Origin of the sequence: Nonomuraea sp. KM88 (genome assembly GCF_052245635.1) — a bacterium.
Taxonomy (GTDB): Bacteria; Actinomycetota; Actinomycetes; order Streptosporangiales; family Streptosporangiaceae; genus Nonomuraea.
Genome location: NZ_JBQQCC010000003.1, coordinates 153,402 through 170,017 on the forward strand (window position 1 = coordinate 153,402; position 16,616 = coordinate 170,017).

Annotated in this window: 15 protein-coding genes; 8 read left to right on the forward strand and 7 right to left on the reverse strand. The window is 71.6% G+C overall.

Going from position 1 to position 16,616, the window contains the following annotated elements; genetic code table 11:
• The first annotated feature begins 19 nt into the window (after positions 1 to 19).
• From ACTWPV_RS10345 to ACTWPV_RS10355, 3 genes are read left to right on the forward strand one after another with little or no spacing between them, the layout of a single operon-like run.
• Positions 20 to 2,140: a TRAP transporter permease gene (locus ACTWPV_RS10345; RefSeq protein WP_443151565.1), complete on the forward strand. Its 2,121-nt coding sequence runs from the start codon at positions 20 to 22 to the stop codon at positions 2,138 to 2,140.
• A complete protein-coding gene (locus ACTWPV_RS10350) occupies positions 2,137 to 3,081 on the forward strand; it encodes a TAXI family TRAP transporter solute-binding subunit (RefSeq protein WP_347642963.1) in 945 nt (314 codons plus the stop codon). The genes ACTWPV_RS10345 and ACTWPV_RS10350 overlap by 4 nt, the downstream gene beginning before the upstream one ends.
• A 26-nt stretch (positions 3,082 to 3,107) precedes the next feature.
• Positions 3,108 to 3,581 (forward strand): hypothetical protein, encoded by a 474-nt coding sequence (locus ACTWPV_RS10355; protein ID WP_443151566.1) that lies wholly within the window; start codon positions 3,108 to 3,110, stop codon positions 3,579 to 3,581.
• On the opposite strand, the gene ACTWPV_RS10360 is transcribed toward ACTWPV_RS10355, so the two are convergent.
• Together ACTWPV_RS10360 and ACTWPV_RS10365 are read right to left on the reverse strand one after the other, a co-directional pair.
• Positions 3,559 to 4,527 (reverse strand): magnesium transporter CorA family protein, encoded by a 969-nt coding sequence (locus tag ACTWPV_RS10360; protein WP_347642961.1) that lies wholly within the window; start codon positions 4,525 to 4,527, stop codon positions 3,559 to 3,561. The genes ACTWPV_RS10355 and ACTWPV_RS10360 overlap by 23 nt on opposite strands.
• On the reverse strand, positions 4,527 to 5,234 hold the full coding sequence (locus ACTWPV_RS10365; protein ID WP_347642960.1) for a DUF72 domain-containing protein: 708 nt from the start codon (positions 5,232 to 5,234) through the stop codon (positions 4,527 to 4,529). Before ACTWPV_RS10365 ends, ACTWPV_RS10360 begins: the two co-directional genes overlap by 1 nt.
• Positions 5,235 to 5,321: 87 nt before the next feature.
• On the opposite strand from ACTWPV_RS10365, the gene ACTWPV_RS10370 reads away from it, so the two are divergent.
• Positions 5,322 to 6,701, forward strand: a complete 1,380-nt coding sequence (locus ACTWPV_RS10370) for a YibE/F family protein (RefSeq protein WP_347642959.1) — start codon at positions 5,322 to 5,324, stop codon at positions 6,699 to 6,701.
• 324 nt (positions 6,702 to 7,025) lie between these two features.
• Here ACTWPV_RS10370 and ACTWPV_RS10375 read toward each other — a convergent pair whose 3' ends face one another.
• From ACTWPV_RS10375 to ACTWPV_RS10390, 4 genes are all read right to left on the reverse strand, one after another.
• Complete coding sequence (locus ACTWPV_RS10375) at positions 7,026 to 7,883, reverse strand: NAD(+)/NADH kinase (RefSeq protein WP_347642958.1); 858 nt, start codon at positions 7,881 to 7,883, stop codon at positions 7,026 to 7,028.
• A 14-nt stretch (positions 7,884 to 7,897) separates the two neighbouring features.
• Entirely contained in the window at positions 7,898 to 9,220 is a 1,323-nt protein-coding gene (locus ACTWPV_RS10380) for an enolase C-terminal domain-like protein (RefSeq protein WP_443151567.1), read from the reverse strand.
• 14 nt (positions 9,221 to 9,234) lie between these two features.
• On the reverse strand, positions 9,235 to 10,149 hold the full coding sequence (kdgD, locus tag ACTWPV_RS10385) for a 5-dehydro-4-deoxyglucarate dehydratase (RefSeq protein ID WP_347642956.1): 915 nt from the start codon (positions 10,147 to 10,149) through the stop codon (positions 9,235 to 9,237).
• A gap of 123 nt (positions 10,150 to 10,272) precedes the next feature.
• Positions 10,273 to 11,208: a LysR family transcriptional regulator gene (locus ACTWPV_RS10390; RefSeq protein WP_347642955.1), complete on the reverse strand. Its 936-nt coding sequence runs from the start codon at positions 11,206 to 11,208 to the stop codon at positions 10,273 to 10,275.
• Positions 11,209 to 11,399: 191 nt separating this feature from the next.
• On the opposite strand from ACTWPV_RS10390, the gene ACTWPV_RS10395 reads away from it, so the two are divergent.
• The 4 genes from ACTWPV_RS10395 (at position 11,400) to ACTWPV_RS10410 (ending at position 15,897) form a co-directional block, all read left to right on the forward strand.
• On the forward strand, positions 11,400 to 12,407 hold the full coding sequence (locus ACTWPV_RS10395; RefSeq protein ID WP_443151568.1) for a Bug family tripartite tricarboxylate transporter substrate binding protein: 1,008 nt from the start codon (positions 11,400 to 11,402) through the stop codon (positions 12,405 to 12,407).
• A gap of 65 nt (positions 12,408 to 12,472) precedes the next feature.
• Positions 12,473 to 13,009: a tripartite tricarboxylate transporter TctB family protein gene (locus ACTWPV_RS10400; protein WP_443151569.1), complete on the forward strand. Its 537-nt coding sequence runs from the start codon at positions 12,473 to 12,475 to the stop codon at positions 13,007 to 13,009.
• A 9-nt stretch (positions 13,010 to 13,018) separates the two neighbouring features.
• Positions 13,019 to 14,590 carry a tripartite tricarboxylate transporter permease gene (locus ACTWPV_RS10405; protein ID WP_443151570.1) on the forward strand — a complete coding sequence of 524 codons (1,572 nt, stop codon included), beginning with the start codon at positions 13,019 to 13,021 and terminating at the stop codon, positions 14,588 to 14,590.
• Positions 14,587 to 15,897 carry an enolase C-terminal domain-like protein gene (locus ACTWPV_RS10410; RefSeq protein WP_443151571.1) on the forward strand — a complete coding sequence of 437 codons (1,311 nt, stop codon included), beginning with the start codon at positions 14,587 to 14,589 and terminating at the stop codon, positions 15,895 to 15,897. Before ACTWPV_RS10405 ends, ACTWPV_RS10410 begins: the two co-directional genes overlap by 4 nt.
• Here the strand turns inward: ACTWPV_RS10410 and ACTWPV_RS10415 are convergent, their stop codons facing one another.
• Positions 15,898 to 16,614, reverse strand: a complete 717-nt coding sequence (locus tag ACTWPV_RS10415; RefSeq protein WP_132597708.1) for a FadR/GntR family transcriptional regulator — start codon at positions 16,612 to 16,614, stop codon at positions 15,898 to 15,900.
• Positions 16,615 to 16,616 lie beyond the last annotated feature (2 nt).

Consider the following 16,616-nt stretch of genomic DNA (forward strand, 5'->3'; position numbering starts at 1 on the left):
GCCCTGTCGGGAGGACGACTTGACCGAGCTGAGCGACCGCGAGGCCGACCTGGTTTCCGCGCACGAACAGGAACGCCCGGCGCGGCAGCTCGGTGGGGCCCTGCGGCTCGGCGTGTGGATCCTCGGCGGGCTGCTGTCGGTCTACGCGCTGGTGGTGGTGTTCCGGCCGGTCGAGGCGTTGCAGCACCGGATGACGTTCCTGGCCGTGGCGCTGCCGCTGGTGTTCGTCTGCTACCGCTCGGGCATGCCGGAGTATCTGCGGCGGAAGGCGTGGCTGCTGCGGTTGGAGTGGCGAACGCGGCGCCGCCGGTCTGATGACCGCCTGGCCGCGATCGGCGGCACCTCCGCCGAAGAGGCGCCCGCCGGCGACGCGCCGCCCGTGGCCGGGACCGGCGCGCGCCCGCCCGAGGCCTCTGACGTGCGCCCGTCCGAGGCCAGGGCCGGTGCGCTGCGGTCCGAGCGGCCGAGCGTCATGGACTGGCTGCTGGCCGCGGCCTCGCTGGCCGTGCTGGTCTATCCGCTGGCGGCCATCGACGACTTCCGCGACCGGGGCTCGGGCGCGGCGCTGACGGACCTCGACATCGTGGCCGGGCTGGCGCTGACGGTGCTGCTGCTGGAGGCGGTACGCCGGACCGTCGGCATGGCCCTGAGCATCATCTGCGTCATTTTCCTGCTTTATGCCTATTACGGGGCATACCTGCCGATCGATTGGACCATCGGGCACCGGGGCTTCGATCTCAGCCAGATCGTCTCCCAGCTCTACACCGGCACCGAAGGCTTCTTCGGCGTTCCGATGCAGGTGGCGGCGAGTTACATCATCCTGTTCACCATCTACGGCGCCGTGCTGGACTATTCGGGCGCGAGCCGGTTCTTCATCGACCTGAGCTTCGCCGCGTTCCGCAAATCCCGCTCCGCCCCCGGCCGCACCGTCGCCACCGCGGGCTTCCTGCTCGGCACCGTGTCGGGCTCGGGCGTGGCGACCACGGTCAGCCTCGGCAGCGTCGCCTGGCCGGTGCTCAGGCGGGCCGGCTACCCGAGGGAACCGGCCGGCGGCATCCTGGCCGCGAGCGGCATCGGCGCCATCCTGTCGCCGCCCACGCTCGGCGCGGCGGCGTTCATCATCGCCGAATACCTCCGGGTCGGCTACCTCGAGGTGCTGCTGTACGCGACGATCCCGACCCTGCTCTACTACCTGGGCATCTTCCTGGCCATCGAGATCGACTCGCGCCGCTTCGGCACCCACGCCGTTCCGGTCGACGCGCCCAGAGCGGGCCGGCTGCTGCTGCGCTTCGGCTACCACTTCAGCTCGCTGATCCTCATCATCGTGCTGATGGCGCTCGACCGGTCGGCGTTCCAGGCGGTGGTGATCGCCACGGCGGTCGCGTTCGCGCTGTCGTTCCTCGACCCGCGCCACCGGATGGGCCCGAAACGCATCGGGCAGGCGCTGGCCAAGGGCGCGCTGGAGGTGCTGCCCGTGACGGCCGTGTGCGCGGCGGCGGGCATCATCGTCGGCGTCATCACCCAGACCGGCCTGGGCCTCAACCTCAGCGCGATCATCGTGGACTTCGCGGCGGGCCACCTGATCCTGACGACGCTCATGTCCGCCGTCGCCGTCATGCTGCTGGGCCTGGCCGTGCCGGTGACCGCGAGCTTCATCATCGCGGCGGTCATCATCGGCCCGGCGCTCACCGCGCTCGGGGTGTCGCAGGCCGAGGCGTACATGTTCGTCTTCTACTACGCGGTGTTGTCGGAGGTGAGCCCGCCCACCGCGCTGTCGGCGGTCGCGGCGGCCGCGATCACCGGCGGCAACACGTACCGCACGATGATGATGGCCTGGCGTTACACGCTGCCGGCCTTCCTGGTGCCGTTCGCCTTCGTGCTCACGCCCAACGGGCAGGCGCTGCTCGGGCAGGGGCCGATCGGCTCCGTGCTGCTGATGGCCGCCGTGTCGGCCGTCGCCGTGGCCGCTCTGGCCATGGCGACGGGCGGCCTGTCCGGCTGGTCCGAGCGGGTGCTGGCGTCCGTGGCCGCGGTGCTGCTGCTGTTCCTCGAACCCGTCCCCATCGTCGCCGGTCTGGCCGTGCTGGCCGTGGCCGCCGCCGTGCATCTGGTCAGAAGAAGGAGAAGGGACCCAGCGTGAAGCGGATTCTTGCGATAGTCGCAGCGACCGTCCTGGCCGTGGCGGGCTGCGGCGGGGGTGCGGGCGGCTCGGGCAACCGGCTGTCGATCGCCACGGGCGGCACGACGGGCGTCTACTACGTCTACGGCGGTGGCCTGGCCAAGCAGTTGTCGTCCAACATCGCCGACACCCAGGCCACCGCGTCCGTCACCTCCGCGTCGGTCGAGAACATCAAGCTCCTCGCCAGCGGCAAGGCCGACATCGGGTTCTCCCAGGCCGACACCGCGGCCGACGCGGTCAACGCCAAGGACACCTTCACCGCGAAACAGCCCATCAAGGCCATCGCCCGCATCTACGACAACTACGCCCACGTCGTGGCCGCCCCCGGCGTCGAGGCGGCCAAGGTCGCCGACCTGAAGGGCAAGCGCGTCTCGCTCGGGCCCGCCAACTCCGGCACCCAGGTCGTGGCCAGGCGCATCCTGGAGGCGGCCGGCATCGACCCCGACAGCGACATCACCAAGCAGCAGCTGTCCATCAACGAGTCGGTGCAGGCCGCCAAGGACGGCACCATCGACGCGTTCTTCTGGGTCGGCGGCCTGCCCACCGCCGGCATCACCGACCTGGCGACGAGCAAGCCCGACATGAAGCTGCTCGACACCGGCGACGTCCTGGAGAAGATGCGCGCCACCTACGGGGAGCAGTACGTCCCGCTCGACGTGGACCTGTCCGTCTACAAGCTGTCCGGCGCCATCAAGACCGTCGGCATCGCGAACCTGCTGCTGGTGCCCGACTCGATGGACGAGCAGCTCGCGTACGACATCACCAAGACCCTGTTCGCCAAGAAGGCCGAGCTGACCGCCGTGCACCCCGAGGCCGAGAAGCTCGACGTCAAGCTGGGCCAGCAGGTGGCGCCGGTCGAGCTGCACCCGGGCGCCGCCCGCTACTACAAGGAACAGGCCTGACCCGGCTGCTCCTGGCGCTCGCCCTGGTGGCGGCCCTCGGCTCCGGCGGCGGCGCCAGGAGCCTCACCGTGAACGGCCTGCCCGTCGTCGCGGGTTCCTTCGCGATCGCCTACGTGCACTCGGTCTACAAGGCGCCCTCGGCGGAGGTGTTCACCGTCGAGGGGCGCCGGTTCACCATGCGGGCGGTCGTCTCGGCGAGCGACAGCGTGCTCGACTACTACGCCCTCGACGGCACGCGCTCCCGCACCCCCGAGGGCCTGTGGGTGCTGCGACTGGCAACGCCCGCGACGTACGACGGCCTGTCGCTGCTCGCCACCCCGATCGGCCGCAGGACCCTGCTCGCGGGCCGCCGCTGCCTGCCCCTGTATCCCGCGTCCGGCGCCGCTCAGGTGCGAGTCGCGGTGCGCGTCACGCCCGTCGTGCGCGGCCGGGCCTGCCGGCCGCCGTACGACGGGCTGCGCGCGGCCGGGCCGGTGCTCACAACCAGTCGTTCTTCTTGAACACCGAGTACAGCACCACCGAGGTGATCGCCACGAGCACCGTGGACGCCCAGAGCCCCCAGCTCTGCCCGGTGCCGGGAACGGGCACGTTCTGCCCGTAGAAGCCGGTGATCAGGGTGGGCACCGCGATGATGGCGGCCCAGCTGGTGACCCGTTTCATGATCTCGTCCAGCCGGAAACCCTGCTGGGCGAGGCGGGTCTCGCGGACGTTCGCGAGCATCTCGCGGATCCCCTCGACCCACTCCGTCGCCCGCAGCACGTGGTCGTAGACGTCCGCGTAGTAGGGGGCCATCACGGAGTCGGCGACGATGTCCTGGTCGCGGTGGAGCAATGTGCCGATCACCTCGCGCATCGGCATCGTGATCCTGCGGACCCGCGTGGTGTTCTTGCGCAGGTCGAACATCGCGCGCTGCAGCCGCCGGCCGTCTCCCGGGTCCCCTTCGTACAGGGACTCCTCCAGGGCCTCCGCCTGCGCGTCGAGCTCTTCCACCAGGTCGAGCTGGCCGTCCACCACGTAGTCGAGCAGGCCGTACAGCAGGAACGGCACCCCGTGCCCGGCCAGGCGGGACAGCGTGTCCCAGCGCCTGACCACCTCGTCGATGTCGAAGGCGTCGCCGTCGCGCACGGTGACCAGGGCGTTCGCGGTGACGAAGACGTTCACCTCGACGGGACGCAGCCGCCCCTTGTCCATGTGCACCCCGTAGACCGTGATGAACAGATGGTTGTCGTAGACGTCGACCTTCGGCCGCTGCCGGTCGGTGAGCGCGTCCTCCATCGCCAGCTCGTGCAGCCCCAGCTCCGCGCCGACCGCGGTGAGCTCGGCGGCCGAGGGGCGGCACAGGTCGAGCCAGACGACGTTGCCCCGGTCCGGCACATGCCCGGAGAGCTCCTCGAGGGGGAAGCCCTCCTTCTCGAGGACGCCGTTCCGGTAGAGACGCGTACGCACTAGCAGAGTCTGGTGAAGCGTCTCGCGTCGCGCACCGCCGCTCCCCCCGGGTCGTTGTTGAAGTAGACGTAGGCGTCCTGCCAGCCCGCCTCGCGCACCCGCCCGGCCCACGTCCCCAGCGCGGCGTCGCCGTACGAGGTGCCGGCCCGCCCCTGGTGCAGGCGTACGTACCCCCAACCGGCGGTGCGCCAGAACGGGCTCTGCGGCCGGCCGCGGCGATCCGCCCAGCACAGCGCGGCGCCCCGGGCGCTCAGGATGTCGCGCACCTCGCCGGTCCACCACGAGTCGTGGCGCGGCTCCACGGCCACCCTGACGTGCGCGGGGAAGCAGGCCAGGCACCGGTCGAGGCGGCCGGGATCGACCTGGAGGGTGGGCGGGAGCTGCAGCAGGACCGGCCCGAGCTTGTCCTTCAGCTCCGACGCGGCGCCCATCAGCCGCCGCACCGGCTCCTCCGGCTCGGCCAGCCGCCTGATGTGGGTCAGGAACCTGCTGGCTTTGACGGCCATCACGAAACGCGCAGGCGTCCTGTCGCGCCAGGCGGCGAACGACTCGGGGCGGGGCAGGCGGTAGAAGGCGTTGTTGCTCTCGACCGTGGGGAACTCCGCCGCGTACGTCTCCAGCCAGAGCCGCTGCGGCACGCCCTGGGGATACAGCACGCCCCGCCAGTCCTTGTACTGCCACCCCGAGGTGCCCACCAGGCATGTCATGCCGTTGCAGCTACCCAGGCCCGCCGCGTGCAGTACTGTCCTTGTTCGTCAGCCGAGGAGGACCTTTCACCCGATGGGCGTTATCTGATGGGCGCCGGGCACGGGCACGGGCACGGGGCGTCCGCACCCCGCTCGCGGCGCACGATGATGGCGAGCCTGGCCGTCCTGGTGCCGGTGGCCGTCGTCACCCTGGCGGCCCTGCTGTGGCTCTGGCCGGACGGCCGGGCGGAGCAGCAGGGCGGCGGCGCGCAGCCGTCGGCCGTCGAGCGGCTGGCCGGCACCGTCACCGGCGTCACGCTCAAACGTTGCCCCGCCGCCCCCGAGGGCGCGCCACGGCCCGACCCCGCCACCTGCGGCACCGCCACGGTCAAGCTCGGTGAGGGGCGCGACGCCGGCCGTGACGTCACGCTCCGCCTGCCGGGCGGCCCGGGGGCGCAGCGCTTCGCGCCGGGCGACGGCGTGATCCTGCTGCGCGACGCCGAGGGGGCCTACCAGATCTCCGACCATGACCGGGCGATGCCGCTGTGGTTGTTCGGCGTGGCCTTCGCGGTCGCGGTGATCGCGTTCGGCCGCTGGCGCGGGGTGACGGCGCTGATCGGGCTGGCGGTCACGTTCGTGCTGCTGCTGACGTTCGTCATCCCCGGCATCCTGGAGGGCAGGTCCCCGATGCTGGTGGCCATCGTCGGGGCGGCGGCGATCATGCTGACGGTGCTCTACCTCACGCACGGCTTCTCGCTGCCCACGTCCATGGCCGTGCTCGGCACGCTGGCCAGCCTGGCGCTGACGGGCGCGCTGTCGTACGCGGCGCTCGGGCTCGCCCGGCTCAACGGGATCACCGACGACAGCGCGCTGACCCTGGGCATGAGCCTGTCGATCGACACGCAGGGGCTGCTGCTTGCCGGGATCATCATCGGCGCGCTGGGGGTGCTCGACGACGTCACGGTCACGCAGGCGGTGACGGTGGCCGAGCTGGCCCAGGCCAACCCGTCGTACGGCTTCGCCCGCCTCTACCAGGCGGCCGGCCGCATCGGGCGGGCCCACATCGCCTCGGTGATCAACACCATCATCCTGGCGTACGCGGGGGCGTCGCTGCCGCTGCTGCTGCTGTTCAGCATCGGGGAGCAGCCTCTGGGGCAGGTGCTGACGACGCCGGTCATCGCCCAGGAGATCGTCCGCAGCGTGGCCGGCACGCTCGGCCTCATCGCCGCCGTCCCCATCACCACGGCCCTGGCCGCCCTGGCGGCCACCCGCCACCGGGAGGAGCCGGCGAAGACCTCCTCCGGCCGGCGCGCGACCCCTGACAGGTCCGCCACACGCCGCCGTGCGGAGCCCCGCGCGGCGGACGCCCCGCGGGAGGACTTCTTCGCCCCGCACCCGTCCCACCACCACGACGTCTCCCCCGGCCAGGAGCCGGAGCCCCGCCGGGAACCGGGCCGCCAGGCCCGCCACCGCCGCGCGAGCACCTAGCCAGGGCCCTCGCCCGGCCGGCGGGCGGAAGGCATCACGGGGACGTCGGGGAGGTCCGGCATCGGGATCCCGGCCGCGTGCACGGCCGGTCCCCGTGGTGGTCCATGGCTCACTTGAACGCTTCGTCGACGAGGGCGCCGACCTGCGCCGCGGGAGAGATGGTCGGCGGCCTCTTCCACCACGATCACCCGGGCGGCAGCGGCCTGGCAGCGGGCACGGTGTCCGGCCGCGGGGCGGGAACGGAAGCGGCCCGTTCGGCCACCTGACGGTCACCGACGCTGACGGCGCACGTTCACATGCGCCCGTGCCGAAACCCGTGCCGGGTCAGTACGCCTCGGCGCTGCCGTCCACGCGCAGCTTGCGCCGGGCCCGGTCGTAGAAGGTGGTGCCCAGCCGCACCACCTGGGCCGCCCCCGGCCAGGCGGCGACCGTGACGCGGTCACCGGGGCACAGGTGCCCGACCACGGCCCCGTCGACCTCGACCGCGAGCCGCCCGCTGGTGGGCAGCACCTGGAGCGTCACCTCCTCGTCGGCGGGCAGCACCAAGGCCCGGTTGAAGGCCGAGTGGGCGGCGGAGGGCACGACGAGCACGGCCTCCACGCGGGGCGACACGATGGGCCCGCCGGCGGAGAAGCTGTAGGCGGTGGAGCCGGTGGAGGTCGCCACGATCACGGCGTCGGCGGCGAAACGCACGAAGTCGCTGCCGGCCGGGCTCACCGCGACGCCGGCCAGCCCCTCTCCGGGGATCCGTACGAGGGCGATGTCGTTGAACGCGGTCACTTCCGCGCCCCCGACCTCGCTCCTGATCGCCATGCGCGGCTCGATCGTGTAGCGGTGGTTGTCGATCGCCGACAGCGTCTCGGCCAGCTCGCTCACGTCGATCTCCGCGAGGAACCCGAGCCGCCCCACGTTGACCCCCAGGATGGGCGTGCGCCGCCCGGCGAGCAGCCGCATCGTGCGCAGCATCGTGCCGTCGCCGCCGAGCCCGACCAGCAGGTCGGCCCGCTCGACGAGCGTGTCGGCGTCGACCGGCACGGCGGTGCAGTCGATGCGGCCCACCTCCTCGGGCAGGCCGAGCACGGTGGCGTCGTTGCCGGCCGCCCAGCGCAGGATGGTGTCGATCGCCTTCCTTGAGTCGCGCTGAGGGTGCAGCACCAGCCCGACCGTCGTGACCATGCCCATGGGGCCACCCTAGGTCAGCGGTCGAGGCAGGGGCGTTTCGGGTCGAACACCCAGTCCTTCACGAGATACCGCATGGCCACGGCGTCGTCGCGGGCGCCGAGCCCGTGGCGGAGGTAGAGCTCGTGGGCCTCGGCGAGGGCCGCGCGGTCGAGCTCGACGCCGAGCCCGGGGGCGGTGGGCACGTCGACGGCGCCGTCCGCGATTCGCGGCGGCCTGGTGGTGAGGGCCTGGCCGTCCTGCCAGATCCAGTGGGTGTCCAGGGCGGTGATCTCGCCCGGGGCGGCGGCTCCGACGTGCGTGAACATCGCCAGCGAGATGTCGAAGTGGTTGTTGGAGTGCGAGCCCCAGGTCAGGCCGAAGTCGTGGCAGAGCTGGGCGACCCTGACGGAGCCGGACATGGTCCAGAAGTGCGGGTCGGCGAGCGGGATGTCGACGGCGTTCGCGCGTACGGCATGCGCCATCTCCCGCCAGTCGGTGGCGATCATGTTCGTGGCAGTGCGCAGGCCGGTGGCACGCCGGAACTCCGCCATCGTCTCCCGGCCGGAGAAGCGGCCTTCGGCCCCGCACGGGTCCTCGGCGTAGGCCAGCACGCCGCCGAGCCCCGCGCACAGGCGGACGGCGTCGGCCAGCAGCCAGCCGCCGTTGGGGTCGACGGTGATCCGCGCTCCGGGGAACCTGCCGGCCAGCGCCCTGACCGTCTCGATCTCCTCCTCGCCGGGCAGCACCCCGCCCTTGAGCTTGAAGTCGGCGAACCCGTAGCGCTCCTGGGCCGCCTCGGCCAGCGCGACCACCGCGTCCGGGGTCAGGGCCTCGCGGCGGCGCAGCCGCGACCAGGCGTCGTCGCCGCCGTCATCGACGCGGTAGGGCAGGTCGGTCCTGCCCGGGTCGCCGACGTAGAAGAGGTAACCCAGCATCGGCACCCGGTCGCGCTGCTGCCCGTCGCCGAGCAGCTCCGCCACCGGGACGCCGAGGTGCTGGCCGTGCAGGTCGAGCAGGCTGGACTCCAGCCCGGTGACCGCGTGCACCGTGGTGCGCAGGTCGAAGGTCTGCGCGCCCCGCCCTCCTGCGTCCCGGTCGGCGAACCGGGCGGCCACCGAGCGCAGCAGGCTGCGGTGGCGCGCCACGGGCTCGCCGGCCAGCAGCGCCGCCGCCTCCTCAACGGTGCGGCGGATCGCCTCGCCGCCCGGCACCTCGCCGAGGCCCGTGCGCCCGTCGGAATCAGTCGTGATGACGACGTTGCGGGTGAAGAACGGTCCGTGGGCGCCGCTGAGGTTGAGCAGCATGCTGTCGTACCCGGCCACCGGGACGACCTCGACGCGTCGGATGGTGGGAGACACCGGCGGGAACCCTCTCAGCTGATCTTGTTGACGAGGGCGGTCAGCTCGGCGAGCTCGTCCTCCGTGAGGTTCTGCAACGGCGGACGCACGGGCCCGCCGTGCCGTCCCGCGGCGGTCAGCCCGGCCTTGATGATGGACACGGCGTACCCCTTCTGGCGGTCGCGGATGTCCAGGTAGGGGACCACGAACTCCCTGATGCGGCGGTAGACCGCCTCCCGGTCCTGGGCGCGCACGTCGGCGTAGAAGTCGAGCGCGTACTGCGGGATGAAGTTGAAGATGGCCGAGGAGTACGTGCTCATGCCGAGCTGGAGCAGCGGCAGCGCGAAGGTCTCCGCGGTCGGGAGGCCGCCGATGTAGGCCAGGCGGTCGCCGACGCCGGCGTAGATGCGGGCGAGGTTCTCGATGTTGCCGACGCCGTCCTTGAAGCCGACGAGGGTCTCGTTCCTGTCGGCCAGGATCTCGACGGAACGGTCGGTCAGGATGGCGTTGGCGCGGCTGTAGACGACCACGCCGAGCCCCGTGCTGCGGCAGACCGCGCTGACGTGCTCGATCAGGCCGGCCTGACCGGCCTCCGTGAGGTAGGGGGGCATGAGCAGCAGCCCGTCGGCGCCCGCGGCCTCGGCGGCCTGGGCCTGCGCGACGGCGTTGGCGGTGCCACCGGTGGCGGGGGCCACGACCGGCAGCCTGCCGCCGACCTCGTCGACCGCCGCGCGGACCACCTGGTCGATCTCGGCGGAGGTCAGCGAGAAGCCCTCGCCGGTGCCCCCGGCGGTGAACAAACCTGCCACGGGGAAGCTGCTCAGCCAGGCGAGGTGCTCGCGGTAGCGCGCCTCGTCGAACTGGAGGTCCTCGGTGAAGTGGGTGACGGGGAAGGACAGCAGGCCGCTTTTGAGCTGGGTCGCGAGCTCGTGCGGGGTGAAGCTGGGCATGGCGGTCCTTTGCTTTGCATGCGGCAGTGGGATTCCCGTGCGCCGCAGGTCAGGTCTGTTGCCGCCAGGCTAGAGAGCAGGAGCGATTCCTGTCCAAGTGCATTTTCGTATCCGGCGATGCCATCAGGGCATCGAAGGCCGGTCGGAGGGCGAGGCTCCGAGGTCGGGCAGCAGGTCGAGCACGCGCCAGAGCGCGGGGTTGGTCGAGTCGCGGTCCCAGATCACGTGCAGCTCGACCGGCTCGCCCGTGGCGTTCTCGTCGCTCTCCAGCGGATCGCGTACCAGCTCGCAGAAGGTGACGCCGTCCACGCCGAGCGAGCGCGCGCTGGCGGGCGCCAGCGCGACGCCGCGTCCGGCCGCCACGAGGAGCACCGCGGTGAGGATCTGGTGCACCTGCTGTTCGATCCTGGGGTGGGCGTTGGTGAGGAAGTGCACGGTGAGCTCGTGGAAGTAACGCGACTGCACCGGGTTGTAGCTGATCACCGGCAGGCCGTCGAAGTCGTCGGGGAGGAGCGGCCGGCCGAGGCCGGCGAGCGGGTGCCCGATGGGCACGACGGCGCACAGCGGCTCGCGGAAGACGACCCGGGAGTCGAGCGTGGCGATGTCGAACGGCGGGCGTGCGAGCCCCAGGTCCAGCTCGCCGCGGAGCAGGCCGTCGACCTGCCCGGCGGTGACCCGTTCGTGCAGGATGACGTCGATCTCGGGTAGCTGCTCGGACAACCGCCGCAGCAGCGCGCCCAGCATGCTGATCGCCGAGACGGCCGTGAAGCCGAGCCGCACGGTGCCGGCGGCGCCGCTGGCGATCCTGCGCGCACGGTCGCCCGCGGTGTCGACGAGCGTGAGCATGCGCCGCGCGTCGTCCAGGAAGGAGCGGCCGGCGTCGGTGAGGACCACGCGCCGGTTGTCGCGTTCCAGCAGGGTCACGCCGACCACCCGCTCCAGCTTCTGGATGTGGCGGCTGAGCGGGGGTTGGGTCATTCGCAGCCGATCAGCGGCCCGGCCGAAGTGGAGCTCCTCGGCGACTGCCACGAACGCCCGGATCTGATCAAGTGTTAGCATGATGCGGAAAGAGTATCACTTGATACCGAATTGAGCCTGGACAGGCATCGAAGCTGCTCCCTAGTCTCCGGAGACTACAGAGAACGGAACAAATCCGCACTTGACGTCCGTCCGAATCTCCGCTCCACCGCACCCCAAGCGCACCCACCGCGCATCCACCGCGGGGCATCGCCCGCACGAAGGAGAAGTCCATGCCGGCATCCCGGACAGCCCCCCGCCGCGTTCTCGCGGGAGTCCTCGGCACCGTCGCCGCCATCGCGCTGACCGCGTGCGGTGGGGTCAAGACGACCTCCACCGGCGGTGACGGCGGCGAATACCCGTCGGGCAACATCGAGTTCAGCGTCGGCGCCTCGCCGGGCGGCTCGACCGACCTCATCACCCGGGCGCTGGCCCAGGGCATGGCCAAGGAGCTCGGCGTCTCCGCGCCGGTGCTCAACAAGCCGGGCGCCAACGGCGCGCTCAACGCCAAGGAACTGCAGTCGGCCGCCCCCGACGGCTACAAGATCGCCGTACAGAACGCCTCGCTCTTCACCATCACGCCGCTCACGGTGTCGCCCGCCGAGGCCACGAAGATCGACTCGTTCGACGTCATCACCGGCGTCTCGCGCGACGACTACGTCATGGCGACCAACCCCAAGTCCGGCTACACGTCGATCAAGGACATGAAGAAGGCCGGCAAGACGATCCGCTACGGCACGACCGGCGTGGGCACGGGCGCCCAGCTGGCCTCCGCGCTGACCTTCAAGTCGGCCGGCATCGAGGCCACGGCCGTGCCGTTCGACGGCGGCGCCCCCGCGCTGACCGCACTGCTCGGCAACCAGGTCGACGTCTCCACCATGCAGATCGGCGAGGCGATCGAGAACGTCAAGGCGGGCAAGCTCGTGCCGCTCGCGGTCTTCTCGAAGGAACGCATCCCCTACATGCCCGACGTGCCGACGGCCACGGAGCAGGGCTTCGATGTGCAGGTGACGCAGTACCGCTTCCTCACCGCGCCCAAGGGCACGCCGCAGGACGTCAAGACGAAGCTGCTCGACGCGGCCAAGAAGACGTTCGCCACGCCGGAGTACAAGAAGTTCAACGAGCAGAACTCGCTCACTCCGATGGAGGTCACCCCCGACGAGGTCCTCAGCTCCCTGCAGAGCGACACCGCCACCTACAAGAAGCAGCTGGACGAGTTCGGGATCAGCCTGGCCGGCTGACCGAGGTCCCGGCAGGCCGCCCCCACCCGCCCGTCCGCCCGCCCGCCCGCCACCAAGGAGTGAGCATGTCCATGCCCGACCCCGCCAGGGCACCCGGCCCGCTCGACGACGTCGCCGTCGAGACCGGGCGGATCCAGGCCGAGCTGGACGAGTCACGGCCGCCGCACGCAGGGCCTGTCTCGCAGATCGCGGCGGCCCTGGCAGGACTCTGCGCCGGGATCTTCGGCGCGGCCGGGTCGTACGCGCTCGGGCTCGGCAGCCTCACCCAGCCGGGGCCCGGCCTGTGGCCGTTCGCCATCAGCGTCGTCATCGTCGTGCTGTCCGCGGCGCTCGTCGCCGCGGGCCGCCGCCTCGAGGACGCCGAGCGGTTCTCGAAGGCGAGCCTGCTCACCCTGGTCGCGCTGGTGACGCTCGTGCTGCTCGCCGCGCTCCTCCCCGTGATCGGCTTCGAGATCCCGTCGCTGCTGCTGATGTTCGTCTGGCTGCGGTGGCTGGGCAAGGAGTCGTGGTTGTCGTCCATCGTGATCAGCGTCTGCACCGTGGCCGCGTTCTACGTGCTCTTCGTCCTGCTGCTGCAGGTCCCGCTCCCGCGCCTCATCTGAGAAAGTCACATGGACCTCACCCCGATTCTCAACGGCTTCGGCGTCGTCCTGGAGCCGGCCAACCTGCTCTACTGCTTCGTCGGCGTCATCATCGGCATGCTCATCGGCGTGCTGCCCGGGCTCGGCCCAGGCGCGACGATCGCCATCCTGCTGCCCCTCACGTACGGCATCGGGCCCGTTCCGGCGATCATCATGCTGGCGGGCATCTTCTACGGCGCCCAGTACGGCGGGACCATCACCTCCGTGCTGCTGCGCCTGCCCGGCGAGGCGTCCTCGGTGGTGACCGTCTTCGACGGCTTCGCGCTGGCCAAACAGGGGAGGGCCGGCACCGCGCTCGGCATCGCGGCCATCGGCTCCTTCATCGGGGGCACCGTCTCGATCCTCGGCCTGACGCTGCTGGCCCCGATCGTCGCCGGCTTCGCGCTCGACTTCGGGCCCCCCGAGTACGCGGCGCTTGGCGTGCTCGGCGTCCTGCTGATCTCGTCGGTGGGCAACGGCCACAAGCTCAAGGCCATCATCGCCGCCTGCGTCGGGCTGCTGCTCGCGACCGTGGGCCGCGACACCTTCACGGGCGCGGAGCGCTTCACCTTCGACAGCCTCAACCTGGCCGAGGGCATCGACTTCGTGCCGCTCGCCATGGGCCTGTTCGGGCTCAGCGAGATCCTCTACAACATCGAGGAACGCCACAACCAGGTCCACTCCCCCGCCAAGGTCGGCAACGTCTGGCCGTCCCGCAAGGACCTCGGCCAGTCCAAGGGCGCGATCGGGCGGGGCTCGCTCATCGGCTTCTTCCTCGGCGTGCTGCCCGGCGGCGGCGCGACGCTGTCCTCCCTGGCCGCGTACGCGTTCGAGAAGCGGCGCGCGAAGCGGCCCGAGCGCTTCGGCAGGGGCGCCGTCGAGGGCGTGGCCGCGCCGGAGACCGCCAACAACGCCGCCGCCACCTCGTCGTTCATCCCGCTGCTGACCCTCGGCATCCCGGCCAACGCCACGATGGCCCTCATCTTCGGCGCGCTGCTCATCCAGGGCATCCAGCCGGGCCCGCAGCTCGTCGCCCAGCACCCCGACGTCTTCTGGGGCGTCATCAACTCGATGTACATCGGCAACATCCTGCTGCTCATCATGAGCATCCCCATGGTCGGCGTCTTCGTGCGGATCCTGCGGGTGCGGCCCGCGATCCTGGCGCCGATCACGGTGCTCATCACGCTGCTCGGCGCCTACACGGTGAACAACCAGGTCTACGACATCTTCCTGGTGATCGTCTTCGGCCTGCTCGGCTACCTGATGAAGAAGCTCGGCTTCGAGCCGGGGCCGCTCGTGCTGGCGTTCGTGCTCGGTTCGCTGATCGAGAACTCCTCGCGGCAGTCGCTGCTCATCTTCGGCGGCGACCCGACCGGCTTCTTCACCCGCCCGATCTCGGGCACGGTGTTCGCGCTGGTCCTGCTGGTCGCCGTCCTGCCCCTGATCCGCCCCCTGATCAGCCCTTTGATCAGCCCTTTGATCAGCAAGGCCGTGCGCCGCCGCGGACCCGCCGGGGAATCGGCCGGGCACGCGGACGACCCCGTGGAGGAGAACACGCGATGACCACCAGCGCCGGACACCGGCCCACGCCCGGCGGAGACGCTGCCACGGGCGGCCGGGTCAGCCGGGTCTCCGTCACCCCCGTCGCCTTCCGCGACCCGCCGCTGCTCAACGTCGTCGGCGTGCACCAGCCGTTCGTGCTGCGCGCCATCGTCCAGGTGCACACGGACGCCGGGCTGGTCGGGCTCGGGGAGACGTACGCCGACCGGGCCCATCTCCAGCGCCTCGAAGCCGTCGCCGCCGCCCTTCCCGGCCTCGACGCGTTCGACCTCAACGGGCTGCGCCGCGTGGTCGTGACGGCGCTGGGCGCGTCCACCGGCGGCGCGGGAGCCAGCTTCGGCGGCATGCTCGACCTGTCGAGCGCGGTCGACACCGTGGCGGCGCCGTTCGAGGTGGCCCTGCTCGACGTGCAGGGCAGGGCGCTCGGCCGCCCGGTCAGCGACCTGCTCGGCGGCGCCGTACGCGAGCGCGTGCCGTACTCGGCGTACCTGTTCTACAAGTGGGCCGGACATCCGGGCCAGGACGACGACCTGTGGGGCGAGGGCCGCACGCCCGAGCAGATGGTCGCCCAGGCGCGGCGCATGGTCGACGACTACGGCTTCGGCGCGATCAAGCTCAAAGGCGGCGTGTACGAGCCCCGCCACGAGATCGAGACCGTCGAGGCGCTGGCCGCGGCGTTCCCCGGGCATGCCCTGCGCATCGACCCCAACGGCGCCTGGACCGTCGAGACCTCGGTCGAGGTGGCGGGCCGGCTCGCCGGCGTGCTCGAATATCTGGAGGACCCCACGCCGGGCATCGACGGCATGGCGGCCGTCGCCCGGCGCAGCGACCTGCCGCTCGCGACCAACATGTGCGTCATCACCTTCGAGCATCTCCGGCCCGCCGTCGCCGCCGGCGCCGTGCAGGTCGTGTTGTCGGACCACCACCTGTGGGGCGGCCTGCGGCGCTCGGCACTGCTGGGCGGCATCTGCGAGACGTTCGGCATGGGCCTGTCGATGCACTCCAACTCGCATCTCGGCGTGAGCCTGGCGGCGATGACGCACCTGGCCGCCGCGACGCCCAACCTCACCTACGCCTGCGACACGCACTACCCGTGGAAGGCCGAGGAGGTCATCAGGCCGGGCGTGCTGGAGTTCCGCGACGGGAGCGTGGCCGTGCCGACCGGGCCTGGCCTCGGCGTGGAGCTGGACGAGGATGCGCTCGCGGCCCTGCACGAGCAGTACGTCACGTGCGGGCAGCGCGGCCGGGAGGACACCGCCTACATGCGGACGGTCGTGCCGGACTTCACGCCCAACACGGCCCGCTGGTAGTTAGGGCGCCTGGAGCCGGGCGCGCGAGTTGGACAGGTGCAGCCGCATCGCGGCCCGCGCCGCCGCCGCGTCCTGGTCGGCGACGGCGCGGTAGACGTTCTCGTGTTCGAGCGTCACCCGGGTGAGGTGGGTGGCGTCGGAGACCGTGTAGCCGTGCGCCAGCCGCGTGCGCGGCAACATGATCATCATGGGGCCGAGCGAGGCGAGCAGGTCGGAGTAGAACCGGTTGCCGGAGGCCAGCGCGACCTTGAGGTGGAACCGGAAGTCGGCCTCGACGGCGTGGCCGGGGTGCCGGTCGGAGCTCCCGAGATCGACGAGGGCGCGTTCGATGGCCTTGAGCTGCAGGTCGGTGCGGCGCTCCGCGGCCAGCCCCGCCGACTCGGACTCGACCCCGATGCGGAAGTCGATCATGTCGAGGACGTCGCGGTGCGTGCGGACCCGCGAGGCCTCCACCGAGAACGGCGCGGGCGCGGGCAGGTCGAGCACGAACGAGCCGCGGCCCTGGAAGGTCTCGACGAGCCCTGCCGCCTGCAGCCGCGAGATGGCCTCGCGGACCACCGTGCGGCTCACGCCGAACTCCTCGACCAGGGAGGACTCGGTCGGCAACTTCTGGCCGGGGGCGATCTCGCCGGCGAGGATGCGGGCCTTCAGCCGTTCGACGAGCTCGTGGGCGAGGCCGCGCCCGGTGTCGCGATCGAGCTTTCTGTCCGGCGGCACGG

Excerpts from the sequence above, each read along its gene's own strand:
- ACTWPV_RS10395 (WP_443151568.1), top strand. The coding sequence starts at position 11,400 with ATGCCGGCATCCCGGACAGCCCCCCGCCGCGTTCTCGCGGGAGTCCTC.
- ACTWPV_RS10375 (WP_347642958.1), bottom strand. The coding sequence starts at position 7,883 with ATGGGCATGGTCACGACGGTCGGGCTGGTGCTGCACCCTCAGCGCGAC.
- ACTWPV_RS10365 (WP_347642960.1), bottom strand. The coding sequence starts at position 5,234 with ATGACATGCCTGGTGGGCACCTCGGGGTGGCAGTACAAGGACTGGCGG.
- ACTWPV_RS10400 (WP_443151569.1), top strand. The coding sequence starts at position 12,473 with ATGTCCATGCCCGACCCCGCCAGGGCACCCGGCCCGCTCGACGACGTC.
- ACTWPV_RS10390 (WP_347642955.1), bottom strand. The coding sequence starts at position 11,208 with ATGCTAACACTTGATCAGATCCGGGCGTTCGTGGCAGTCGCCGAGGAG.
- kdgD (WP_347642956.1), bottom strand. The coding sequence starts at position 10,149 with ATGCCCAGCTTCACCCCGCACGAGCTCGCGACCCAGCTCAAAAGCGGC.
- ACTWPV_RS10410 (WP_443151571.1), top strand. The coding sequence starts at position 14,587 with ATGACCACCAGCGCCGGACACCGGCCCACGCCCGGCGGAGACGCTGCC.
- ACTWPV_RS10370 (WP_347642959.1), top strand. The coding sequence starts at position 5,322 with ATGGGCGCCGGGCACGGGCACGGGCACGGGGCGTCCGCACCCCGCTCG.
- ACTWPV_RS10405 (WP_443151570.1), top strand. The coding sequence starts at position 13,019 with ATGGACCTCACCCCGATTCTCAACGGCTTCGGCGTCGTCCTGGAGCCG.